Annotated in this window: 20 protein-coding genes; 11 read left to right on the forward strand and 9 right to left on the reverse strand. The window is 64.4% G+C overall.

The features are described 5' to 3' along the window. Positions 1–16 precede the first annotated feature (16 nt). The 3 genes from pheT to NKJ81_RS06515 all read left to right on the forward strand — a co-directional run bounded on the left by pheT (position 17) and on the right by NKJ81_RS06515 (position 3,513). Positions 17–2,434: a phenylalanine--tRNA ligase subunit beta gene (pheT, locus tag NKJ81_RS06505; protein WP_352539999.1), complete on the forward strand. Its 2,418-nt coding sequence runs from the start codon at positions 17–19 to the stop codon at positions 2,432–2,434. Next, a complete protein-coding gene (locus tag NKJ81_RS06510) occupies positions 2,431–2,802 on the forward strand; it encodes a hypothetical protein (protein WP_352540000.1) in 372 nt (123 codons plus the stop codon). Before pheT ends, NKJ81_RS06510 begins: the two co-directional genes overlap by 4 nt. 108 nt (positions 2,803–2,910) lie before the next feature. Then, positions 2,911–3,513, forward strand: a complete 603-nt coding sequence (locus NKJ81_RS06515) for a nucleotidyltransferase family protein (protein WP_352501131.1) — start codon at positions 2,911–2,913, stop codon at positions 3,511–3,513. Between the two features lie 275 nt (positions 3,514–3,788). On the opposite strand, the gene NKJ81_RS06520 is transcribed toward NKJ81_RS06515, so the two are convergent. Next, complete coding sequence (locus NKJ81_RS06520; RefSeq protein WP_352540001.1) at positions 3,789–4,784, reverse strand: aldo/keto reductase; 996 nt, start codon at positions 4,782–4,784, stop codon at positions 3,789–3,791. Between the two features lie 105 nt (positions 4,785–4,889). Here NKJ81_RS06520 and NKJ81_RS06525 point away from each other — a divergent pair, with 105 nt between their 5' ends. The 5 genes from NKJ81_RS06525 to NKJ81_RS06545 all read left to right on the forward strand — a co-directional run bounded on the left by NKJ81_RS06525 (position 4,890) and on the right by NKJ81_RS06545 (position 10,103). Further along, the gene (locus NKJ81_RS06525; protein ID WP_352540002.1) at positions 4,890–5,780 is read left to right on the forward strand and encodes a LysR family transcriptional regulator; all 891 of its coding nucleotides are present in this window, start codon (positions 4,890–4,892) and stop codon (positions 5,778–5,780) included. A 60-nt stretch (positions 5,781–5,840) separates the two neighbouring features. After that, positions 5,841–6,419 (forward strand): cytochrome b, encoded by a 579-nt coding sequence (locus NKJ81_RS06530; protein WP_352472552.1) that lies wholly within the window; start codon positions 5,841–5,843, stop codon positions 6,417–6,419. A gap of 68 nt (positions 6,420–6,487) precedes the next feature. Further along, entirely contained in the window at positions 6,488–7,063 is a 576-nt protein-coding gene (locus NKJ81_RS06535) for a YceI family protein (protein WP_352472551.1), read from the forward strand. A gap of 338 nt (positions 7,064–7,401) precedes the next feature. Further along, the gene (locus NKJ81_RS06540) at positions 7,402–8,388 is read left to right on the forward strand and encodes a Gfo/Idh/MocA family protein (RefSeq protein WP_352472550.1); all 987 of its coding nucleotides are present in this window, start codon (positions 7,402–7,404) and stop codon (positions 8,386–8,388) included. 56 nt (positions 8,389–8,444) lie between these two features. Beyond that, positions 8,445–10,103 (forward strand): FAD-binding dehydrogenase, encoded by a 1,659-nt coding sequence (locus tag NKJ81_RS06545; protein ID WP_352540003.1) that lies wholly within the window; start codon positions 8,445–8,447, stop codon positions 10,101–10,103. Positions 10,104–10,268: 165 nt separating this feature from the next. Here NKJ81_RS06545 and NKJ81_RS06550 read toward each other — a convergent pair whose 3' ends face one another. Beyond that, positions 10,269–11,015: a GntR family transcriptional regulator gene (locus NKJ81_RS06550; RefSeq protein WP_352540004.1), complete on the reverse strand. Its 747-nt coding sequence runs from the start codon at positions 11,013–11,015 to the stop codon at positions 10,269–10,271. A gap of 99 nt (positions 11,016–11,114) precedes the next feature. On the opposite strand from NKJ81_RS06550, the gene NKJ81_RS06555 reads away from it, so the two are divergent. The 3 genes from NKJ81_RS06555 (at position 11,115) to NKJ81_RS06565 (ending at position 12,974) form a co-directional block, all read left to right on the forward strand. After that, positions 11,115–11,669 carry an autotransporter gene (locus NKJ81_RS06555; RefSeq protein ID WP_352540005.1) on the forward strand — a complete coding sequence of 185 codons (555 nt, stop codon included), beginning with the start codon at positions 11,115–11,117 and terminating at the stop codon, positions 11,667–11,669. Between the two features lie 158 nt (positions 11,670–11,827). After that, positions 11,828–12,613: a DUF899 domain-containing protein gene (locus NKJ81_RS06560; RefSeq protein WP_352454784.1), complete on the forward strand. Its 786-nt coding sequence runs from the start codon at positions 11,828–11,830 to the stop codon at positions 12,611–12,613. Between the two features lie 94 nt (positions 12,614–12,707). Then, positions 12,708–12,974: a hypothetical protein gene (locus NKJ81_RS06565; protein WP_352454783.1), complete on the forward strand. Its 267-nt coding sequence runs from the start codon at positions 12,708–12,710 to the stop codon at positions 12,972–12,974. A gap of 46 nt (positions 12,975–13,020) precedes the next feature. On the opposite strand, the gene NKJ81_RS06570 is transcribed toward NKJ81_RS06565, so the two are convergent. The 7 genes from NKJ81_RS06570 to bcoG all read right to left on the reverse strand — a co-directional run bounded on the left by NKJ81_RS06570 (position 13,021) and on the right by bcoG (position 20,910). Further along, complete coding sequence (locus NKJ81_RS06570) at positions 13,021–13,959, reverse strand: alpha/beta hydrolase (protein WP_352540006.1); 939 nt, start codon at positions 13,957–13,959, stop codon at positions 13,021–13,023. A 222-nt stretch (positions 13,960–14,181) separates the two neighbouring features. Next, entirely contained in the window at positions 14,182–14,964 is a 783-nt protein-coding gene (locus tag NKJ81_RS06575; protein ID WP_352472543.1) for a carnitinyl-CoA dehydratase, read from the reverse strand. Next, entirely contained in the window at positions 14,957–17,035 is a 2,079-nt protein-coding gene (locus NKJ81_RS06580) for an acetate--CoA ligase family protein (RefSeq protein WP_352540007.1), read from the reverse strand. The genes NKJ81_RS06575 and NKJ81_RS06580 overlap by 8 nt, the downstream gene beginning before the upstream one ends. Positions 17,036–17,099: 64 nt before the next feature. Then, entirely contained in the window at positions 17,100–18,263 is a 1,164-nt protein-coding gene (locus tag NKJ81_RS06585; RefSeq protein WP_352540008.1) for an acyl-CoA dehydrogenase family protein, read from the reverse strand. Between the two features lie 4 nt (positions 18,264–18,267). Further along, the gene (locus NKJ81_RS06590) at positions 18,268–19,341 is read right to left on the reverse strand and encodes a 3-hydroxyacyl-CoA dehydrogenase NAD-binding domain-containing protein (RefSeq protein ID WP_352540009.1); all 1,074 of its coding nucleotides are present in this window, start codon (positions 19,339–19,341) and stop codon (positions 18,268–18,270) included. Then, positions 19,338–19,967, reverse strand: coding sequence for an HD domain-containing protein (locus tag NKJ81_RS06595; protein ID WP_352540010.1), 630 nt, complete (start codon positions 19,965–19,967; stop codon positions 19,338–19,340). The genes NKJ81_RS06590 and NKJ81_RS06595 overlap by 4 nt, the downstream gene beginning before the upstream one ends. A gap of 31 nt (positions 19,968–19,998) precedes the next feature. Continuing rightward, positions 19,999–20,910, reverse strand: coding sequence for a 3-dehydrocarnitine:acetyl-CoA trimethylamine transferase BcoG (bcoG, locus tag NKJ81_RS06600; RefSeq protein ID WP_352540011.1), 912 nt, complete (start codon positions 20,908–20,910; stop codon positions 19,999–20,001). Between the last annotated feature and the right edge of the window lie 48 nt (positions 20,911–20,958).

Below are 20,958 nucleotides of genomic sequence, written 5' to 3' on the forward strand. Positions count from 1 at the left end.
CAGACGGAACACAGTCATGAAACTCACCCTCTCCTGGCTCAAGGATCATCTCGAGACAGACGCCTCGCTGGCGGAAATCGTCGAGCGTCTCACCTCGATCGGCCTCGAGGTCGAGCATGTCGACGACCGGGCGAGCCTGGCTCCCTTCGTCATCGCCAAGGTGCTGACGGCGGTCCAGCATCCCGACGCCGACCGGCTTCGCGTGCTGACCGTCGACACCGGCGACGGCAAGCCGCCGGTGCAGGTCGTGTGTGGAGCGCCGAACGCCCGCGCGGGCCTGATCGGCGCCTTTGCAGCACCGGGCACCTATATTCCCGGCATCGACGTGACGCTGACCGTCGGCAAGATCCGTGGCGTTGAAAGCCACGGCATGATGTGCTCCGAGCGCGAGCTCGAATTGTCCGAGGAGCATGACGGCATCATCGACCTTCCGGCCGATGCGCCGGTCGGTACCAGCTTCGCCGCCTATGCCCATCTCGACGACCCGCTGATCGAGATCAATCTGACGCCGAACCGGCCGGATGCGACCAGTGTCCATGGCATCGCCCGCGATCTGGCGGCGAGCGGGCTCGGCACGCTGAAGAGCTCGCCGATAGAGCCGATCCCCGGCAAGGGCGAGACGCCGGTCAAGGTGACGATCGAAGCGCCGGAGCTCTGTCCCGGCTTTGCGCTGCGCCTGGTGCGCGGCGTCAAGAACGGACCGTCGCCGAAATGGCTGCAGCAAAGGCTTCTCGCCATCGGCTTGAGGCCGATCAGCGCGCTCGTCGATATCACCAATTACGTCACCTTCGACCGCGGCCGGCCGCTGCATGTCTTCGACGCGGCGAAGGTCACCGGCAATCTCGCCGTGCGCCGGGCGCGTGATGGCGAAAAGGTGCTGTCGCTCGACGGCCGCGAATACACGCTGACGCCGGAGATGTGCGTCATCGCCGACCAGGACGGCATCGAATCGATTGCCGGCATCATGGGCGGCGAGCATTCCGGCTGCGACCAGAACACCACCGACGTGCTGATCGAGTCGGCGCTTTGGGACCCGATCACCACCGCCCGCACCGGCCGCACGCTCGGCATCATCACCGACGCACGCTACCGCTTCGAGCGTGGCGTCGACCCGGAAATGATGATTCCCGGTGTGGAGCTGGCGACGAAGCTGGTGCTCGATTTCTGCGGCGGTACGCCGGCGCAAACCGAAGTCGTCGGCTATGCCGGCCATCAGCCGAAGATCGTCTCGTTCCCATTGTCGGAAGTGAAGCGGCTGACCGGCATCGAAGTGCCGCGCTCGACAAGCCTCGACATTCTTGCCCGCCTCGGCTTCAGGCCGGAGGGCACGGGCGATGTCGTCAATGTGGCGGTCCCGTCCTGGCGGCCGGATGTCGATGGCAAGGCCGACCTGGTCGAGGAGGTCATGCGCATCCACGGCGTCGACAACATCGCGCCGCAGCCGCTCGGGTCGCACGATGCGGTCAACGCCAGGATCCTGACTGTGCTGCAGATCCGCACCCGCGCCGCCAAGCGGGCACTCGCCGTGCGCGGCATGATGGAGGCCGTCACCTGGTCGTTCATTCCGGCAAAACACGCCGAATTGTTCGGCGGCGGCCAGCAGGCGCTGAAGCTTGCCAACCCGATCGCCGCCGATATGTCGGACATGCGGCCGTCGCTGCTGCCGGGGCTGATCGCGGCAGCACAGCGCAATGCCGACAGGGGCATCGGCGATGTCGCGCTGTTCGAAGTGTCGGGCACCTATGAGGGCGACGGCGCCGACCAGCAGCGGCGTGTTGCCGCCGGCGTGCGGCGCGGCACCGCCAAGCTCGAGGGCTCCGGCCGCCATTGGGCCGGCAACGCCGGCGCCGTCGGCGTCTTCGATGCCAAGGCCGATGCGATCGCAGCACTCGAAGCCTGCGGCGCGCCGGTCGAGCGGCTGCAGATCGAGGCCGGCGGCCCGGCCTGGTATCATCCCGGCCGCTCCGGCACGATCAAGCTTGGGCCGAAGGTAATCCTTGGCACGTTTGGCGAGTTCCACCCGAAGACGCTGGAGGGGCTTGACGTCTCCGGCCCGCTTTGCGGCTTCGAAGTGTTCATCGATACCGTGCCCGAGCCGAAGGCCAAGCCGACGCGAACAAAGCCGAGGCTTGATCTGTCCGCCTTCCAGGCGGTCAAGCGCGATTTCGCCTTCGTCGTCGACAAGGCGGTCGAAGCCGGCACACTCGTTCGCGCCGCCCTTGCCGCCGATCGAAAGCTGATTTCCGGCGTCTCGGTGTTCGATGTTTTCGAGGGTGCAGCGCTCGGCGCGGCGAAGAAATCGATCGCCATCGAAGTGTCGATCCAGCCGGTCGAAAAGACGCTGACCGACGAGGATTTCGAGGCGCTGGCCAAGCGCATCGTCGATAATGTCGGCAAGCAGACCGGCGGCGTGCTGCGCGGGATAGCTGGATGAAATTGACCTCGCTCGAAATGTTTTTCGTTCGGGAGTTCTGTCGTTTCGCGGGCATTTCTTCTGACATAGCAAACGGGCTGAAAGTCAAAGACCGCAGCCGCGATCCTGTAGGGTTCATGACCACAATCGTTGCCTCATCGGTTCCCCCGGAATTGCGCTTTGAGAGTCGAGTGTTCAGTTCGCTTCGGGTAGCGTGCGTTGGACCTGATCAGCTTCTTTGCGGCATGGTGCTGTTCTTCGATGGGATTGAAGGAAAGCTAGATGCGATCGAAGGCTTTGTGTATGGCGAAGAATGGCCGTCAATCGAGGAGCCAGTCTTCTGGTCCGAGACCGACCGAACAATGAGCCTTGGACGGGAGGGAAACTAGCCTGCAGACATGGGCGTCACGACGCCCTTTCCGATAATTGCACAACGCATGGCGCGTTGACGATCTAGAGGGGTTGCCGGCAGGTGACGAATCGCCGTCCAAAGGGCGATGGACCATTTGCGCTATTGCGGGCTGTCTTTCGAGAAACAGCGTGCAGCCTTTCTCGATATCGTCTCGGCCGATCCGCTGATTGCCGAGACGCTGTCGCGGGTACGGGTGCTGGGCCTGCCGGACTGGCTGGTCGTGTCCGGCGCGCTTTACAACAGCGTCTGGAATCATCTGACAGGAAAGCCCTCGGGGTACGGCATCCGGGATGTCGACCTGTTCTATTTCGATGAGAGCGATCTGTCCTATGAAGCCGAGGACAGTGTGATCGCCCGCGCCGCGCCGGTCTTTGCCGATCTGCCCCTACCGGTCGAGATTCGCAACCAGGCGCGGGTGCATCTATGGTATCCGTCCAAGTTCGGACGGTCCTGTCCATGTTATTCCAGTTCCAGCGACTCGGTTCGCTTCTTCGCCTCGAAGACCCATGCGGTCGGTGTCCGCTTCGATACCGACGGGCGACTTGATCTCGTCGCGCCGTTTGGCCTGGATGACATCTTCTCGTTTCGCATCACGCCGAACCGGGTACTGGACAGTCGCCAGACGCACGAGGCAAAGGGCGCGCGTGCCAGGGAGAACTGGCCGGAGATCAGTGTCGTGCCTTGGTAGGAAATGTCGGGGCGAGGCACCCCCTCTGCCCTGCCGGGCATCTCCCCCTCGGGGGCCCTCGGGGGGCGATCGGATGTCGCCTCGGCTTTCGCCAATCACCGGCGCCGGAAGGGCGGGCAGGGCGCGGGAACTGCCAATCTCCCCGCTTGAGGGGAGATGTCCGGCAGGACAGAGGGGATGCCTCGCGCCGAGGTCTCACAACGCTTTGCATCGCACCGTACTAGTCAAAAAGGGGTGCCGAAACGCCCCGTTTCGATTACGCCGTCGATCGCCGTTCACCCGTTAACCAGGGCCAGCAGCTCCTCGGTATAGCGCTTGCCGACCACCTTTTCCGGCGACAGCGCGTCGCCGATGGATGCCACTTCGGCCTGGCTCAGCACGATATCGGCTGCCGCCGTATTCTGCTCCAGATGGCGCATTTTTCGCGCACCAGGGATCGGCACAATGAAGTCGCCCTGATGCAGCACCCAGGCGAGCGCCAGCTGCGCCGGCGTCACGCCCTTCCCGGCGGCCATCTTTTCCAGCACGGCGACGACCGCCGCATTGGCCGCCATGGCGTCGGCCTGGAAGCGCGGCAACCCGCGGCGCCAGTCGTCGGCGCCGAGAACATCGGGCTTGGCGATCGTGCCGGTGAGCAGGCCGCGGCCGAGCGGGCTATAGGGGACAAAGCCGATGCCGAGCTCACGGCAGACAGCAAACACCTCCTCCTCCGGATCGCGGCTCCACAGTGAATACTCGCTCTGCACGGCGGCGATCGGGTGCACGGCATGCGCCCGGCGGATGGTCGCCGCACTCGCCTCCGACAGGCCGAGCGCCCGCACCTTGCCCTCGCGCACCAGCTCGGCCATGGCGCCGACCGTATCCTCGATCGGCACGTTGGGGTCGACGCGGTGCTGGTAATAGAGATCGATCACCTCCGTATCCAACCGCTTCAATGACGCTTCGGCCACGGCCTTGACATGCTCCGGGCGGCTATCGACACCGGCCATGCGCTCCATGCCGCTGCCTTCTTCGAGGATTTTGAAGCCGAATTTGGTTGCGATCGTCACCTTGTCACGCACCGGCTTCAGCGCCTTGCCGACTAGGATCTCGTTCTCGTAAGGGCCATAGACCTCGGCCGTGTCGAAGAAATTGACCCCGATCTCGACGGCATGGCGCAGCGTGGCAATCGCCTCCGCCTCCGGCTGGCCACCATAGGCAAAGCTCATCCCCATGCAGCCGAGGCCGACCGGGTAGACGTCAAGTTCATTGCCAAGCTTTCGGGTTTGCATCACGTGTCTCCTTGTTGTGATGGTTGTGATGCCGCAGAGATAGCGTCTTGCGCCGAGTTCGATAATCGGCTCTCAATTGCACGGGCTGTTCCAAGAAATAGATCAATGAAGCGAACCCATCTTTCACAGCTCGCGGTACTGGCAATGGTCGCCCAATGCGGCAGTTTTCGCGGCGCCGCCAAGGAACTGGCAATCGCGCCGTCGGCGGTCAGCCACGCGGTGTCCAGCCTCGAAGCGCGCCTCGGCGTGCGCCTTCTGGCGCGCAGCACGCGCAGCGTCGCTCCGACCGAGGAGGGCGCGCAACTGCTCGAGCGCCTCAGGCCGGCGCTGTCGGAAATCGACCTTGCGCTTGAATCGGCAATCGAGGCGCGCCACCGGCCGGCGGGCAATCTCAGGCTGACCGTGCCGCGCACCGCCGCCCACCTGGCGCTGACGCCAAGGCTCGGCGCCTTTGCTGCTGCCTATCCCGACATCGTGCTGGAGATCGTCATCGAGGACCGCTTCACCGACGTCGTCGAGGGCGGCTTCGATGCCGGTGTGCGGCTGGGCGAGAGCCTGCAGCGCGACATGATCGCAGTGCGCATCGGACCAGACCTTCGCGGCGCGGTGGTCGGCACGCCATCCTACTTCGAGACCAGGTCGAAGCCGCAGCATCCGCGCGATCTCGCCGCTCACCGCTGCATCCGCTTCCGCTTCTCCAGCGGCATTCTCTACCGCTGGGAATTCGAGAAAAACGGCGAGGAGATCGAAATCCCGGTGCAAGGGCCGCTGATCCTCGACGAGGACCATCTGATTGCCAATGCCGCGGTCGACGGCGCCGGGCTCGCCTTCGTGTTCGAGGACTATGTCCGCGACCCGCTCGCCGGCGGCAAGCTCGTTCGCGTGCTGGAGGACTGGTGCCCGCGCTTCGATGGTTTCTTCGTCTATTACCCCAGCCGCCGCCAGATGCGGCCGGCGCTCAGGGCCTTTGTCGATTTTTTCAAGGTCGGCGAGTAAGCCAACCCTCCCCACAAGGGAGAGGTGGAAGAAAGCCGACCTGGCATTCGTTCACCGACCATGTCAGCACTGCCCAAAAACCAGACGGCCGGCTACGGCTGGACGGCGATCATCCTTCACTGGCTGATCGCGGCGCTCTTTATCGGCCAGTTCGTGCTCGGCTTCGTCATGGTGCGGCTGTCCAGCCAGCGCACCGCCTTCGAGCTGATCCAGCTGCATAAATCCTTCGGCTTCCTGCTGCTTGGACTGGTCATCCTGCGCATCGCCTGGCGCCTGGGCAGACCGGCCCCGCCGCTGCCGCGCTCGGTCGGCCCTTTCGAGCGCCGGATGGCGCCGCTGGTCCATCTCGCGCTTTATGCGTTTCAGCTCGCTCTGCCGCTGTCCGGCTGGGCGCTGGTCTCGGTCTCGGTGCTGGAGATCCCGAGCGTGCCGTTCAATCTGTTCGTCATGCCCAATCTGCCGCTCGGTGAATCGGACACGGCAGAAAGCTTCTGGGCAGCGACGCACTGGTATCTCGCCTATGCCGGCATCGGACTTGTCGCTTTGCATCTCGCCGCAGCGCTGCGCCATCATTTCTGGCTGAGGGATACCGTGCTGACGCGCATGATCACGGCTTCGTCACATCACGACAGGGAATAGAGCGGACGGCTCATTCGTTGATGGGGCGAGGACGCAAGAAAGCGTTGCCTGCCAAGAGGACCATTTCCATGTACGCGCGCATCTTCGGATTTGCGGCAGCCGCCGCTTGTTTTGCCATGCCTGTTTTCGCCGCCGTTGCCCTTGGCGAGGCGGCCGGCAGCTACACGATCAGCCCGGGGAGTTCCAGCATCCATTTCTCCATCGCCAAGCTCGGCGGCGGCGGGCTCGACGGTGCCTTCTCCCGCTTCAAGGGCAGTATCCTCATCGACAACAGTGATGTCGGCCGGTCCCGGGTCAATTTCACCATCTTCCCCGAAAGCGTCGGTACCGGCCAAAGCCGCATCGATGCCTTTCTCCGCTCGGACGCCGTTTTCGACGCGGCCAACAATCCGGAGATCCAGTTCCGTTCGACCAGCGTCAAACGCACCGGCGACACGTCGGCCCTTGTCACCGGCCGGCTGACGGCGCGCGGCAAGACCTTTCAGGAAAAATTCACGGCCGAGCTCGGCGGCCTCCGGGCGGGCACGATAAAATTCCACGTCACCGGCAAGGTGCTGCGGTCGCGCTACGGCATGGATGTCGGCACGCCGATTTATTCCAACGTCGTCGATTTCGACATGACGCTGACGGGTAGAAGGGGTTGAGCGGTTCTTCCTGCGATTTCACCATCGCTGCAGGACCTGGGTTCCTCGCCCCCGCGGTGCGGGGGAGAGGTGGCCCGGCGAAGCCGGGACGGAGAGGGGGACGACGGTCGCGAAGTCAGACTCCTAAAAGGGACTGAGCGCGAGACGGGCCATAATACGAAGCCTATCAGGCGCCGCCCTTAAACAGCGAATTCCAGCCCGTCACGAAGACCCCTCTCCGTCCCGGCTTCGCCGGGCCACCTCTCCCCACTTCGTGGGGCGAGGAACCATGCTCCCGCATTGGCTTTTCTCCTGAATTAGGGCAAACCTCCAGGCCTGCAATCGAGAGGAGAAATCTGATGTTCCGATGGGGTGTTTTGTCGACGGCCAAGATCGGCCGCGAGCAGCTTTTGCCGGCAATCGTCGAGGCGGAGAACGGCGTGCTGTCCGCGATTGCCAGCCGCGATCTGTCGAAAGCGCGGGCGCTGGGCGAACGCTTCGGTGCGCGCCACGCGTTCGGCTCCTATGAGGAGCTGCTCGCCTCCAGCGACATCGACGGCGTCTACATTCCGCTGCCGACCTCGCAGCATGTCGAATGGACGGCCAAGGCGATCGAGGCCGGCAAGCATGTTCTGGTCGAAAAACCGCTGGCGCTCGATGCCAGGGACATTCCGCCGCTGATCAAGCTGCGCGATGCCAGGAAGGTGCTGGTCTGCGAAGCCTTCATGGTCGTCTACCATCCGCAATGGATCAAGGTGCGCGACCTCATCGCCAACGGCGCCATCGGCCGGCTGCGCCATGTCCAGGGCGCGTTCTCCTATTACAATGTCGACCCCAACAACATGCGCAACAAGCTCGATCTCGGCGGCGGTGCGCTGCCCGACATCGGCGTCTATCCGACGGTATCGACGCGCTTTTCGACCGGCAAGGAGCCGCTGCGCGTCCAGGCGACGATCGAGCGCGACAAGACATTCGGCACCGACATCTATTCCTCGATCCGCGCCGATTTCGGCGACTTCGAGCTGTCGTTTTACCTGTCGACGCAGATGGCGGCACGCCAGGTGATGGTCTTCCACGGCGAGAAGGGCTTCATCGAGGTGTTCTCACCGTTCAACGCCGGGCTCTACGACCATCACCGCGTCGAGCTGCACAACCAGAACCACAGCGAGGCGCAGGTGTTCCGCTTTCCCGGCACGCAGCAATACCGGCTGGAAGTCGAGGCCTTCGCGTGGGCTGCGCAGGGCGGCAAGGACCGCGTCTTCACTCTGGAAGAATCGGTGCTCAACCAGAAGGTCATCGATGCCATCTTCCGCGCCGGCGAGAAGGAAGGCTGGGAAACAGTCTAGGCCGGCCATGTCCCAAAAAGGGGGGCCGGTTTTTGGACAAGATCATGGCCAAATAGATGTCCGACGATGCGGATGTGATCATTGTCGGCGCCGGCCTTACCGGCCTTGTCGCGGCGGCCGAACTGACTGCGGCCGGCAAGAAGACCATCATCGTCGAGCAGGAGCCGGAACAGTCGCTTGGCGGCCAGGCATTCTGGTCGCTCGGCGGCATCTTCCTTGTCGATTCGCCCGAACAACGGCGCATGCGCATCCGCGATTCGTATGAGCTGGCGCTCGAGGACTGGCTGGGCACCGCGGTCTTCGACCGCACGGAAGATCTCTGGCCGCGCCGCTGGGCCGAGGCCTATCTCGGCTTCGCCGCCGGCGAGAAGCGCTCCTGGCTCATGCAGCGCGGCCTGAAATTCTTTCCGGTGGCCGGCTGGGCCGAGCGCGGCGGCGGCAATGCCGTCGGCCACGGCAATTCGGTGCCGCGCTTCCACATCATCTGGGGCACCGGCCCTGGCGTGCTCGAACCGTTCGTGCAGCGCGTGCGCGAGGCCGAGAAACGCGGGCTGATCCGCTTCAAATTCCGTCACCGGGTAAACGAATTGACGCGGACGGGCGGCGTCGTCGACGGCGTGCGCGGCGACCTGTTGGCGGCGAGCGATGCCGAGCGCGGCCGCAAGAGCTCGCGCGAGATCACCGGCGATTTCGAGTTGAAGGCGCAGGCCGTCATCGTCGCCTCCGGCGGCATAGGCGCCAATCACCGGCTGGTCCGGGAGAATTGGCCGAAGCGGATGGGCGCGCCGCCGAAACGCATGATCACTGGCGTTCCCGATCATGTCGACGGCCGCATGCTGGCGATCGCCGAAGCCGCCGGCGGCCGGCTGATCAACCGCGACCGCATGTGGCACTATGTTGAGGGCGTCAGGAACTGGGCACCGATCTGGACCGATCATGCGATCCGCATCCTGCCCGGCCCGTCATCGCTGTGGCTCGACGCGCGCGGCAAGCGCCTGCCGGTGCCGCTCTATCCCGGCTTCGACACGTTGGCCACGCTCAGCCACATCATGAGCACCGGCTTCGATCATTCCTGGTTCATCCTGACCAAAAAGATCATCCAGAAGGAGTTCGCGCTGTCGGGCTCCGAGCAGAACCCCGATCTGACGGGGAAGAGCTGGCGCCAGGTGCTCGGCCGCGCCACCAGCGGCGTGCCCGCGCCGGTCAAGGCGTTCATGGAGAAGGGCGAGGATTTCATCGTCGAGCCTGATTTGCCGGCGCTGGTCGCCCGCATGAACGCAGTGGCCGGCGGCGAGCCGCTGCTCGAACTGGCGCAGGTTGAGCGCGAAATCCGCGCCCGCGACCGGCAGCTCGACAATCCGTTCTCCAAGGACATGCAGATTACCGCGTTGCGCGGCGCGCGAGCCTATCTCGGCGACCGGCTGATCCGCACCGCAAGACCGCACAAGCTGCTCGATCCCGCCAATGGCCCGCTGATTGCCGTCAGGCTCAGCATCCTGACCCGCAAGACGCTCGGTGGGCTGGAGACTGACCTCGACAGCCGCGTGCTGGGCGCCGGCGGCCAACCAGTCGAGGGGCTGTACGCGGCGGGCGAGGCCGCCGGTTTCGGCGGCGGCGGCATGCACGGCTATGCAGCGCTCGAAGGCACGTTTCTCGGCGGCTGCATCTTTTCCGGCCGCAGTGCCGGACGGGCGGCGGCACACGCGGTGGGGTGAAACAAGGCCCGCCGGCGGCCGTTGCGCCAAGGTGGCGGGTCGCACCGAATGGCCAACTTCCCTTAGAGCATTTTGCCGCCGAATGGAATCATTTGGCGTCCGCATAAATGCGGCAAAACAGATAGTTAGAGCGGGTTACCGGTTCCAGGAGAACCGGAACCGGCTCTAGGTGAAGGGCTGCAAATTGACGTCTTGAAGCTTGGAACCGGCAAGCAAAGCCTCGAGCACCTGCTTCTTGAGAGACAGGCACTGCGAACGGGCAAGTTTGACGATGGCGGAAATCTCGCCTGCCTCACAGGCAAGGACCAGCTCCTTTTGCTGGGCGATGATCAACTGGGTGAAGTCGCGGGACTTGAAGCCGAGGTGGAGAACCCGCGCCGACTGGTCGAGTATCTGGTCCAGCAGATGCGCCAGTCGTAAATTTCCCGAGAGCTCCGCAAGGGCCAGACGAAACGCACGGTCGGCCGCAAGGAAGGCGACGTGGCTGCGTAGCGTCTCCGGCTTCAGCACTTTTTGCGCTGCCAGCCTGACATCCTCGAGCCCGCGCTCAGTCATGTTCGATGCCGCCACCCTGAACACTTCCGGCTCGATCAAGCTGCGGACATCGAAGATCTCGTTGACGTCCCGCAGGCTAAGCGTCGCAACGACGTAGCCGCGGCGCGGTTCGCTCCTGACCAGCCCTTCCTGCATCAGTCGGGCCAGCGCCGCGCGGATGGTCGCCTTTTTGATCTGGTACCGGTCACCGATCTGCTTCTCCGTCAGCGCTTCACCGGGGCGCAGCACGCAGGCAATGATGTCGTTCCTCAGCTGCTCATATGCCTGTTCCCTGCGAAGGACGTCGGCGGCCGACAGTGCTGTCGCCTCGACCGTAGCCGGTCTTGCCGGTTCGGCGGTCAACTTCGTCGTTTTCATATTTTGTCCGTCTGGCTGTCCGATTGACGCTGGCCTCAGCATTCGCTAGCGTGATCATCTCAAATTGATAATCTGAGCATCTCAGGGAGGATAACTGATATGCCTTTAGCCGCCAACTCGCCCCTCTACGCTGTTGCTGATGATATCGTCAATGCCGCGAAGGGGCCAGATCCCCTCGAAGCGGTAAGGACGGTCCTGGGCGACTACACCAACCGCTTTCACGCATCGGGAACACTCGCTCACGAAGAAGACGACGACGAGGTGCTTCTGCATGCGAGTCCGAACCTGACGATCTATCACATCACTCTGTCGCCCGGCCTGCAGTACCCGCCTCACAACCACCTGATGGATGCCTTGATCGGCATCTACAAGGGCAGCGAGACGAACTTCATCTATCCCGTTGCCGGCAGCGAACTCGATGTTCCCGAAAGGCAGGACATCGCAGCGCCTGCCGTGGTGCACATGGCGTCAAATACCGTTCATGCGGTTGCGAATACGGGCGGTGCGCGATCGGGTGCGCTGCATGTCTACCTCGGCGATCTCACACGAACCCACCGGCAGCTGTGGAGTCCGGATAGCAACCAGGCCGAGCCGTTTGACAATGACCGCTATCTGGCCGGCGCTCGGCCCATTCAGCAGTCCGGGCACGAATGAGCGCAGGGGCGTCGCGGGCGGCGAAAATTGGCCGTGATCAGCGGACCCGTCGGAATCGCGTCACACTTGTCACTCTCGCCAACCCGCTATCGCCCCTATCCTATCTGACGACCCAGCACGTCGCGGCTGCGGCGACAAACCAGCAAGGGAGATGCACAATGACGGCACATCAGAATGGCACAGGCGAGCAGACGACGCGGCTCGCGATGAAGACACCACCGGTCGTTTCGCCTGACGCGTGGGAGGCCGCGCGCCAGCAGCTGCTCGTGAAAGAGAAGACCGTGACCCGGGCTCGCGACGCCTTGGCCGCCGAGCGTCGGCGGATGCCGTGGATGGCGGTGGAGAAGACCTATACGTTCGAGGGCCCCAACGGAAAGGTGAGCCTGCTCGACCTGTTCGAGGGCCGCCGTCAACTGATCGTCTACCGCGCCTTCTTCGAGCCCGGCGTATTCGGCTGGCCCGACCACGCTTGCCGCGGCTGTTCGTTGGGGGCGGACCAGGTCGGCAACCTCGCCCATCTGAACGCCCGCGACACCACGCTTGCCTACGCCTCGCGCGCACCGCAGGCCGACATTGCGCGGCTGAAGGCGCGGATGGACTGGAAGATGCCCTGGTACACCATCACCGACAGCTTCGATGCCGACTTCGGCGTTGACGAATGGCACGGCCATAACGTGTTCATCCGCGACGGCGACCGCGTCTTCCGCACCTACTTCATCAACAACCGCGGTGACGAGGCGATGGGGACCGTATGGAGCTATCTCGACCTGTCGCCGCTCGGCCGCCAGGAGGTCTGGGAGGATTCGCCCGAGGGCTATCCGCAGACGCCGACGTACAAGTGGTGGAACTGGCACGACAATTACGGCGCCGAAGCCGTCCCCGACAAAAAATGGGTCGAGATATCGGACGCCGGAGAGGCCGCGTTCCGGAATCGCACCGAATAGAACGTCTTTGGCGTCGCGGAAATGCGGCCAGGACAATTGGAGGAGCGGGATGCACGGTTGGACCGCCTCCCGCTCGCTATGCAGGACAACGGACATGAGCGAGATTCATGCAGGCGGATCCGGCGACGATGCGAGCCCGGCCGGCCATAGTGCAGCCGACTGGCTGTCCTTAGCGGCCGCGCCGACCTTCGCAACCATGGCGCTGCTGACGCTTCTCGGCGGCGCGCCGGACATGATGTGCTCGACCGGGCAAGAGGCGTCACCGCTGGGCGGCATGGTCCCGATGTACCTGCTGATGAGCGGCTTTCATTTAGGACCTTGGCTGAAGCAGGTTTCCGGCCGGCGACGCCGCCGCAAATAGAGCTGTACCGGCCGACAAAGGCCCGTTCTGGTCGGGAAGACATCCCTCACCAGATCCACTCGCCCCTTCCCAAAACCGCTATCGCATCGACAATCCGGGTAAAGCTCGAGCGGGCGCGGCCGGCCGTGTGCCTGGCGCGCAAATAGCCATGCACCAGCCCCGGCTCCTCGAGCCACCAGGCGCGCCCGCCCGCGGCAACGATGCGGTCGCGATAGGCTTCGCCGTCCGACGACAGCGGGTCGCATTCAGCGGTGATCACGACGGTGGGCGGCAGATTGGCGAACTCGGCGTCGGCGAGCGGCCACAGAGTGAGATCGCCGGTGCGATCCTCGCCACCGGTCCTGATGTCCCTGTAGAAAACGAGGTCGCGCGCGGTAAGCATCGGCGCTTCCGCGTGGGTGACGTAGGAACCGGCGGAGCTGTCGCCGCCAAGGCCGGGATAGACCAGAATCTGGCCGATCGGCTTGCGCGCATGGCCGCGCGTTGCGTGACTGACAGCGGCGGCGAGATTGCCGCCGGCACTGTCGCCGCAGAGCAGGACAGGACGCTCGTAAGTCGCCGCCGCCCATTCGAAGGCGCTGATGGCATCGTCGAAGGCGGCCGGATGAAGGTGTTCAGGTGCCAGCCGGTAGTCGACCGAAACCACTTCGTAGCCAGTGCGGCTGCAAAGCTCGGCGCAGAGGTCGTCATGGCTGTCGAGCCCGCCGAGGATAAAACCGCCGCCATGGAAATAAAGCACCATCGCCGCCGTTTCCGGCGCCGGAGCGCGGTAGATGCGGATCGGAATGTGCCAGGGTGTGGCAATGGCGGTGGTTTCCGCCGTGACGCCTTGGGGATAGCCGGCAAAGAACTCGCGGCACATCCGGCTGTAGATCTCGCGCTGCTCGGCGACGGTGTAGTCGATCGTATCGGGCGGATAATAAGAATTGGTCCGCTCGATGAAGGCCCAGGTCTCGGCGTCGATGAGGGTTTTGTAGTCGGTCATGGGCGCTGAAAGTGTTCTGACGGCAGCGCCTGAGCACCCCCCTCTGGCCTGCCGGCCATCTCCCCCTCAAGTGGGGAGATTGGCAGCTTCGGCCTTGCAGCCCATCTTGCAACGTTGGAGATTGGCGAAAACCGAAGCGACATCCGATCTCCCCCCTTGAGGGGGAGATGGCCGGCAGGCCAGAGGGGGGCGTGACGGAGTGCCGTCATTTCGGCAATACCTTCATTTCCCCTTCCACACCGGATCGCGCTTCTCGGCAAAGGCGCGAAAGCCCTCGAGATTGTCCTCCGAGCCGTAGAGTGCGTCAACCGTCGACAGTTGCCGGCGCGTCACCCGGTTCATCGCGTCCTGGAACGTCAGCGATTCTGCGACCCGGGCCGTTTCCTTGATCGCGGCGAAGACCAGCGGCGGGCCGCTGGCGAGCAGCCGCGCGATCTCCCAGACGCGGTCCTCCAGTCTTTCCTTGGGCAGCACCTCGTTGACCAGGCCCCATCGATGCGCCTCGGCGACATCCATCCAGCGGCCGGTGAGCAGAAGGTCCATGGCGACATGGTAGGGGATACGCTTCGGCAGCTTGATCGTCGCCGCATCGGCCAGCGTGCCGGCACGGATTTCGGGCAGCGCGAAGGAGGAGTGGTCCGACGCATAGATGAGGTCGCAGGATAGCGCCAGTTCGAAGCCGCCGCCGACCGCCATGCCGTTGACGCAGGCGATCACCGGCTTGTTGAGGTCGCGCAGTTCCTGCAGCCCGCCGAAGCCGCCGACGCCGTAGTCGCCGTCGACGGCGTCGCCGCCGGCCGCGGCCTTCAGGTCCCAGCCGGCGCAGAAAAACTTGTCACCGGCGGTCTTGACGATGGCGACGCGCAAGTCGGGATCGTCGCGAAACGCCTTGAAAGTCTCGCCCATCAGCCGCGACGTCTTCAGGTCGATGGCATTGGCCTTGGGCCGGTCGAGCGTGACTTCGAGGATAGTGCCCTCGCGGCGGGTGGTGATGACGTCAGACATTTTTGTTCTCTCCAAGCACCAGCAGCGCATCGGCGATCCAGGCGCCCTTGCCTTCGGTGCAGACGATCAGCGGATTGATGTCGAGTTCCTCGATCTCGCCGGCGTTTTGCTGCACGAAAGCGGCAATGCCCGATATCGCACCGATTGCCGCTGCAACATCGGCCTTCGGCCGACCGCGATAGCCGTCGAGCAGCGGGAACAGTTTCAGCCCGCGCAAAGCGGCCTCGATATCGTCGCGGGTCGCCGGCAGCATCAGCGTGACGCTGTCGCGCAACAGCTCGACCAGCACGCCGCCGGTGCCGAGCGTCATCACGGCGCCGAACATCGGGTCGCGGGTGAAGCCGACGAGCAGCTCGGCGACGCCGTCGCGCACCATGCGCTCGACATAAAGGCCCGTGCCGAGCGGGCCGAGATCGTGGGCGGCGGTGCTGACGGATTCGGCATCCCTCAAATTGAGCCGGACCGCGTCGAGCTCGGACTTGTGGATGACGCCAAGGGCCTTCAGCGCTACCGGGAAGCCGAGCGCCATCGAGGAGATGACAGCTTCGACCGCGTTGCCGGCGCGCTCGCCCTTCGGCACGGGGAGGCCGGCCTCGATGAGCCGCGCCTTCGCCTCGGCCTCGTCCGGCGTGACATGGTCGCCGGCCGGCGCGCCGGACGCCGAAGTGTCGATCGGCTGCGCCTGCAGCTCGCGCCAGGCCCAGCCGATGAAGGCCGCCGCCTGGGCGGCGTCCATGGCTTCGGAGATGCCGAACAGCGGCACCATGCCCCGCGCCATCAGGCCGGCAGTGTATTCCTCGGGCAGATTCTCCGGCAGCGAGGAGACGATCGCGCCTTGCGCGCTGTTGGTCTTCAGCGCCGATTCGAAGGCGCGCAGCGTCGCCCACCAGTCGGTGTCCGAGCAGCGGTCGGGGCGTGGGAAATCGAGCACCAGCATGTTGAGGTCGAAGCCGCCCGACACCATCGCGGTGAAGGTGGCGGTCATCGCTGGCTCGTTGTTCCAGATGAAGGTGTGGTAGTCGAGCGGGTTGGCCACCGCGACCAGCGGCCCGAGTGTCGATTTGACATGCGCGCGGTGCTCGGGGGTGAGTGGCGGAAACGTCACCCAGCGGCCTTCGGCGCTGTCGGCCATGACCGACGCCTCGCCGCCCGAACAGCTCATCGACGACAGCCGGTAGCCGGGCAGGGGGCCGGTGACGTGCAGCAGCTTCAGCGCCTCGATGAAGGCGGGAATTGAATCGATGCGGGCGATGCCGAGCCGCTTCAGGAAGGCGCCGGACGCCGCGTCCGAGCCGGCCAGCGACGCGGTATGGGAGACGGTCGCCTGCCGCGCCTGCTCGGAGCGGCCGACCTTCATGGCGATGACAGGCTTCTTCAGCTCACGTGCCCGTGCCGCCAGCCTTTCGAAGCCGGCTACCGAATCGAAGGCCTCGATATGCAGGCCGAGCGCGGTGACGCGGTCGTCCTCGATCAGGCCGAGCGCCATTTCGGAAAGCCCGGTCTGCGCCTGGTTGCCGGCGGTCATCAGAAAGGCGATCGGCAGGCCGCGCTTCTGCATCGTCATGTTGATGGCGATGTTCGACGACTGGGTGATGATGGCAACGCCGCGACCGCCTTCTGGCAGCCTGATGCCGCCATGCTGGTCGGGCCACAAAAGCGCGCCGTCGGCGTAGTTGATGAGCCCGTAGCAGTTCGGCCCGATGATTGGCATTTGGCCCGCCGCCGCGACCAGCTCGGCCTGCAGCCGCTCGCCGTCCTCGTCATAGGCCTCGGTTTCGAGGAAGCCGGCGGCGAAGCAGACCGCACCGCCGGCGCCGCGCTCGGCCAGTGCCTTGACCACTTCGATGGTCAAGTGCCGGTTGACGCCGACGAAAGCGGCATCCGGCGCGCCGGGCAATTCGGCCACCGAGCGATAGGCCTTGCGGCCGGCGACCTCGGCCTTGCTCGGATGCACCGGCCAGATCTGGCCGGCAAAGCCCATCTTGATCGATTGCGCGACGACGGCGGCAGCCTGCGCGCCACCGAAGACCGCGATCGTTCGTGGGCGCAAAAGACGTTCAAGTTTGTGCATCGTCATCTTTTCGTTGGAGCATGATCTTTTCCAAAAACCGGTTTCCACTTTTTGGGATCATGCTCTAGCCCCCGAACGGGCGCAGCAGCGCCCGCGAGATGATGTGGCGCTGGATTTCCGAAGTGCCTTCCCAGATGCGCTCGACGCGGGCGTCGCGCCAGATGCGCTCGAGCGGCAAATCGTCCATCAGCCCCATGCCGCCATGGATCTGGATCGCCTCGTCGGCGACGAAGGCAAGCATCTCGGTGGCCTTCAGCTTGGCCATGGCCATGTCCTGGTCGGTGACGGTACCCTGATCGTACTTCCAGCCGGCTTCGAACACCATCAGGTCGGCGGCCTTCAGCTCGGTCGCCATGTCGGCGAGCTTGAACGACACGCCCTGGAACTTGCCGATCGGCTGGCCGAATTGCTGGCGCTGCGCGGCGTATTCGATGGCATGGCGAAGCGCCCGCTCGGCACGGCCAAGGCAGGTGGCGCCGACTTGCAGGCGCGTTGCGCCGAGCCAGGAATTGGCGACCTCGAAGCCTTTGTGGACCTCGCCCAGAACCTGGCTCGCCGGCAACCGGCAATCGTCGAATTCGAGGATGGCGTTGGTGTAGCCGCGATGCGAGACGTTGCGGTAGCCGTCGCGCACGGTGAAGCCCTTGGTGCCCTTGTCGACGAAAAAGGCGGTGATCTTCTTGCGTTTTCCACGCGAAGACTCTTCCTCACCCGAGGCCATGAAGACGATGGCGAAATCGGCGAGATCCGCATGGCTGATGAAATGCTTGGTGCCGTTCAGCACCCAGTCGTCGCCGTCTTGCACGGCGGTTGCCTTCATGCCGCGCAGATCGGAGCCGGCGCCCGGCTCGGTCATTGCCAGGCAATCCCATTTCTCGCCGCGAATGCAGGGAAACAGATATTTTTCGCGCTGCTCCGGCGTGCCGGCAAGGAGGATGTTCGAAGGCCGCGCCACGCAGGTCCAATGCAGCGCGTAATTGGCGCGGCCGAGTTCCTTTTCATAGAGCAGCCAGGTCACCGTATCGAGCCCGGCGCCGCCGACGTCGGCCGGCATGTTGGCGGCATAGAGGCCGGCTCCGATCGCCTTGGCCTTGATCTCCTCGATCAGCTCGCGGCGCAGCACGCCGGTGCGTTCAACCTCGCGCTCATGCGGGTAAAGCTCGTTCTCGACGAAGGCCCGCGTCGTCTCGACGATGAGCTTCTGCTCCTCCGAAAGACCAAAATCCATGGTCTCAGCCTTTCTTCCTTTTCTTCGGCTTTTCAGCCTTTGCCTTTTCGGCCGCCTTGGAGGCGGTGGGCTTCTTGGCCGCGAGCTTGGCTAGCTGCCTGGTGTAGTCCTTATGCAGGGCGCCGGCACCCCAGCCTTTGCCTTTGTTCTGCTTCGACAGTGCCTCCATGATGGCGACCAGATTGTCGTCGCGGATCTTTTCGAGATCGCGGATCGACAGACCGTGCGCCTGATCGTCGGACTGGGTCGCGATCAGCTCGACCAGCTCATCGTTGAACTCCGGCACGTCCATCAGCTTGGTCCACGGCCATTTCAGGCACGGGCCGAACTGCGCCATGAAGTGGCGCATGCCGGCCTCGCCGCCGGCGACGCGATAGACCTGGAACATGCCCATCTGCGCCCAGCGCAGGCCGAAGCCGTAGCGCATGATATCGTCGAGCTCCTCGACCGTGCAGATGCCGTCCTTGACCAGCCACAGCGCCTCGCGCCAGGCCGCTTCGAGCAGCCGGTCGCCGACGAAGGCTTCGATCTCCTTGCGGATCACCACCGGCTTCATGCCGATCGAGGCATAGATCTCCTTGGCGACCTCGATCGCCTCGGGAAAGGTCTGTTCGCCGCCGACGATTTCGACCAGCGGCAGCAGATAGACGGGGTTGAACGGATGGCCGACGACCAGCCGCTCCGCATGCTTCTTCATCGCCACCTGCATGTCGGTCGGCTTGATGCCGGAAGTGGAGGAGCCGACAATTGTGTTGGCCGGCGCATAAAGGTCGATCTCGGCCAGCACACGGTGCTTCAGGTCGAGCCGTTCCGGCACGCTTTCCTGGATTAAATCGGCGTCGGCGACCGCCTCGGCGATGGTCTTGGCGAAGGTAAGCTTGCCCTCCTTCGGCAGGCCGCCGGGCAGCATCTGTTTGTAGGCGCGTCGTGCTCCCTTCATAACCTCGCCGACCTTGCGTGACGCCTCCGGGTCGGGATCGAAGATCGACACGTCGATGCCGTTGAGCAGCAGCCGCGCCACCCAGCCGGCGCCGATGACGCCGCCGCCGATGGCGGCCGCTTTGTTGATGATGCTCATGCGGAAGCTCCGGTTCTTGTGCAGGCCGTTGCGGGGTCGGTGAGGGCGACGCGTTCGCCGGCACGGATCACGGACGCGTCATAGGCCTTGCGCGCGAACACTTCGAGCACGAAGGGCCGGAAGAAATCGATCGGCAATGTCTCGTAGTCAGGATCGAAGCTCGACTGATCCCAGCGTTCGCAAAACTCATCGCAATCGTCGAAGTAGATGTGCCCGGCGAAACGGTCGCGGGCGTGTGGGTTGCCGCCGAGGTGGTGGGCGTAATAGAGGCGCTGGAAATCGCCGTGCTTCTCCACCACCCAGGTGCATTGCTCGCGCACAAAAGGCTTCAGGATCGACGCCGCATACTCGTCGTGGTTATAGGGCGCGTAGATGTCGCCGATATCGTGCAGCAAGGCGCAGGCAATCCAGTCGGTGTCGGCGCCGTCGCGCCAGGCCCGCGTTGCCGCTTGCAGCGAATGGCCGAGCCGGGTGATCTTGTAGCCCGAGAGGCCCGCATCGAGCTGGACGAGCGCGTCGAGCAGCCGCTCGCCGGTCTTTGCCGCGTAGTCGATCTCGTGCTCGGTGAGGAAGGCATAGTCCTCGCGGTCGCCGTCCTTCATGGCGGTGAATTTCACGGTCTTCATCGGCGGCTCCTCCCAACCGGCTACCGGCTTTTCAAAGCGGTGCGCGCTTCGTCAGGTTCAGCTTCTTGCGGACTTCGTCCGGGCCGATGACCCTGGCGCCCATATTCGACACGATGCTGACCGCCCGCTCGACCAGCTGCGCATTGGTCGCCAGCACGCCCTTGTCGAGCCAGAGATTATCCTCCAGTCCGACGCGGACATTGCCGCCGGCCAGCACCGCGGCCGCGACATAGGCCATCTGGTTGCGGCCAATGGCAAAAGCCGACCAGTTCCAGGTCGACGGTACATTGTTGACCATGGCCATGAAGGTGTTGAGGTCGTCCGGCGCGCCCCACGGCACGCCCATGCACAATTGCACCAGCGCGTCCGGCTTCAGCACTTTTTCCTCGACCAATTGCTTGGCGAACCACAGATGCCCGGTGTCGAAGGCCTCGATCTCCGGCTTGACGCCGAGCGCCGTCATCATGCCGCCCATGGCACGCAGCATGCCGGGCGTATTGGTCATGACATAGTCGGCCTCGGCGAAATTCATGGTGCCGCAATCGAGCGTGCAGATTTCCGGCAGGCACTGGCGCACATGTTCCATGCGGTTGCTCGCGCCGCCCATGTCCGTGCCTTTTTCGTTCAGCGGCAGCGGTTTCTCCGGCGGGCCGAATACCATGTCACCCCCCATGCCGGCGGTCAGGTTCAGCACCACGTCGACGTCCGCCGCGCGGATGCGCTCGGTTACTTCGCGATAGAGATGCACGTCGCGCCTAGGCTTGCCGGTCTCGGAATCGCGCACGTGGCAGTGCACGATCGCCGCACCCGCCTTTGCCGCCTCGATGGCCGAATCGGCGATCTCTCTGGGCGAGCGCGGCACATGCGGGCTGCGATCCTGCGAACTGCCGGACCCGGTCACGGCACAGGTAATGAAAACCTCACGGTCCATCGCTAACGGCATCGGATTCTCTCCCAATAGAACGTAGGGCAAGAATGCCTGACTTGCCGG

This window comes from Mesorhizobium sp. M0018 (assembly GCF_040323955.1).
Lineage (GTDB): Bacteria > Pseudomonadota > Alphaproteobacteria > Rhizobiales > Rhizobiaceae > Mesorhizobium.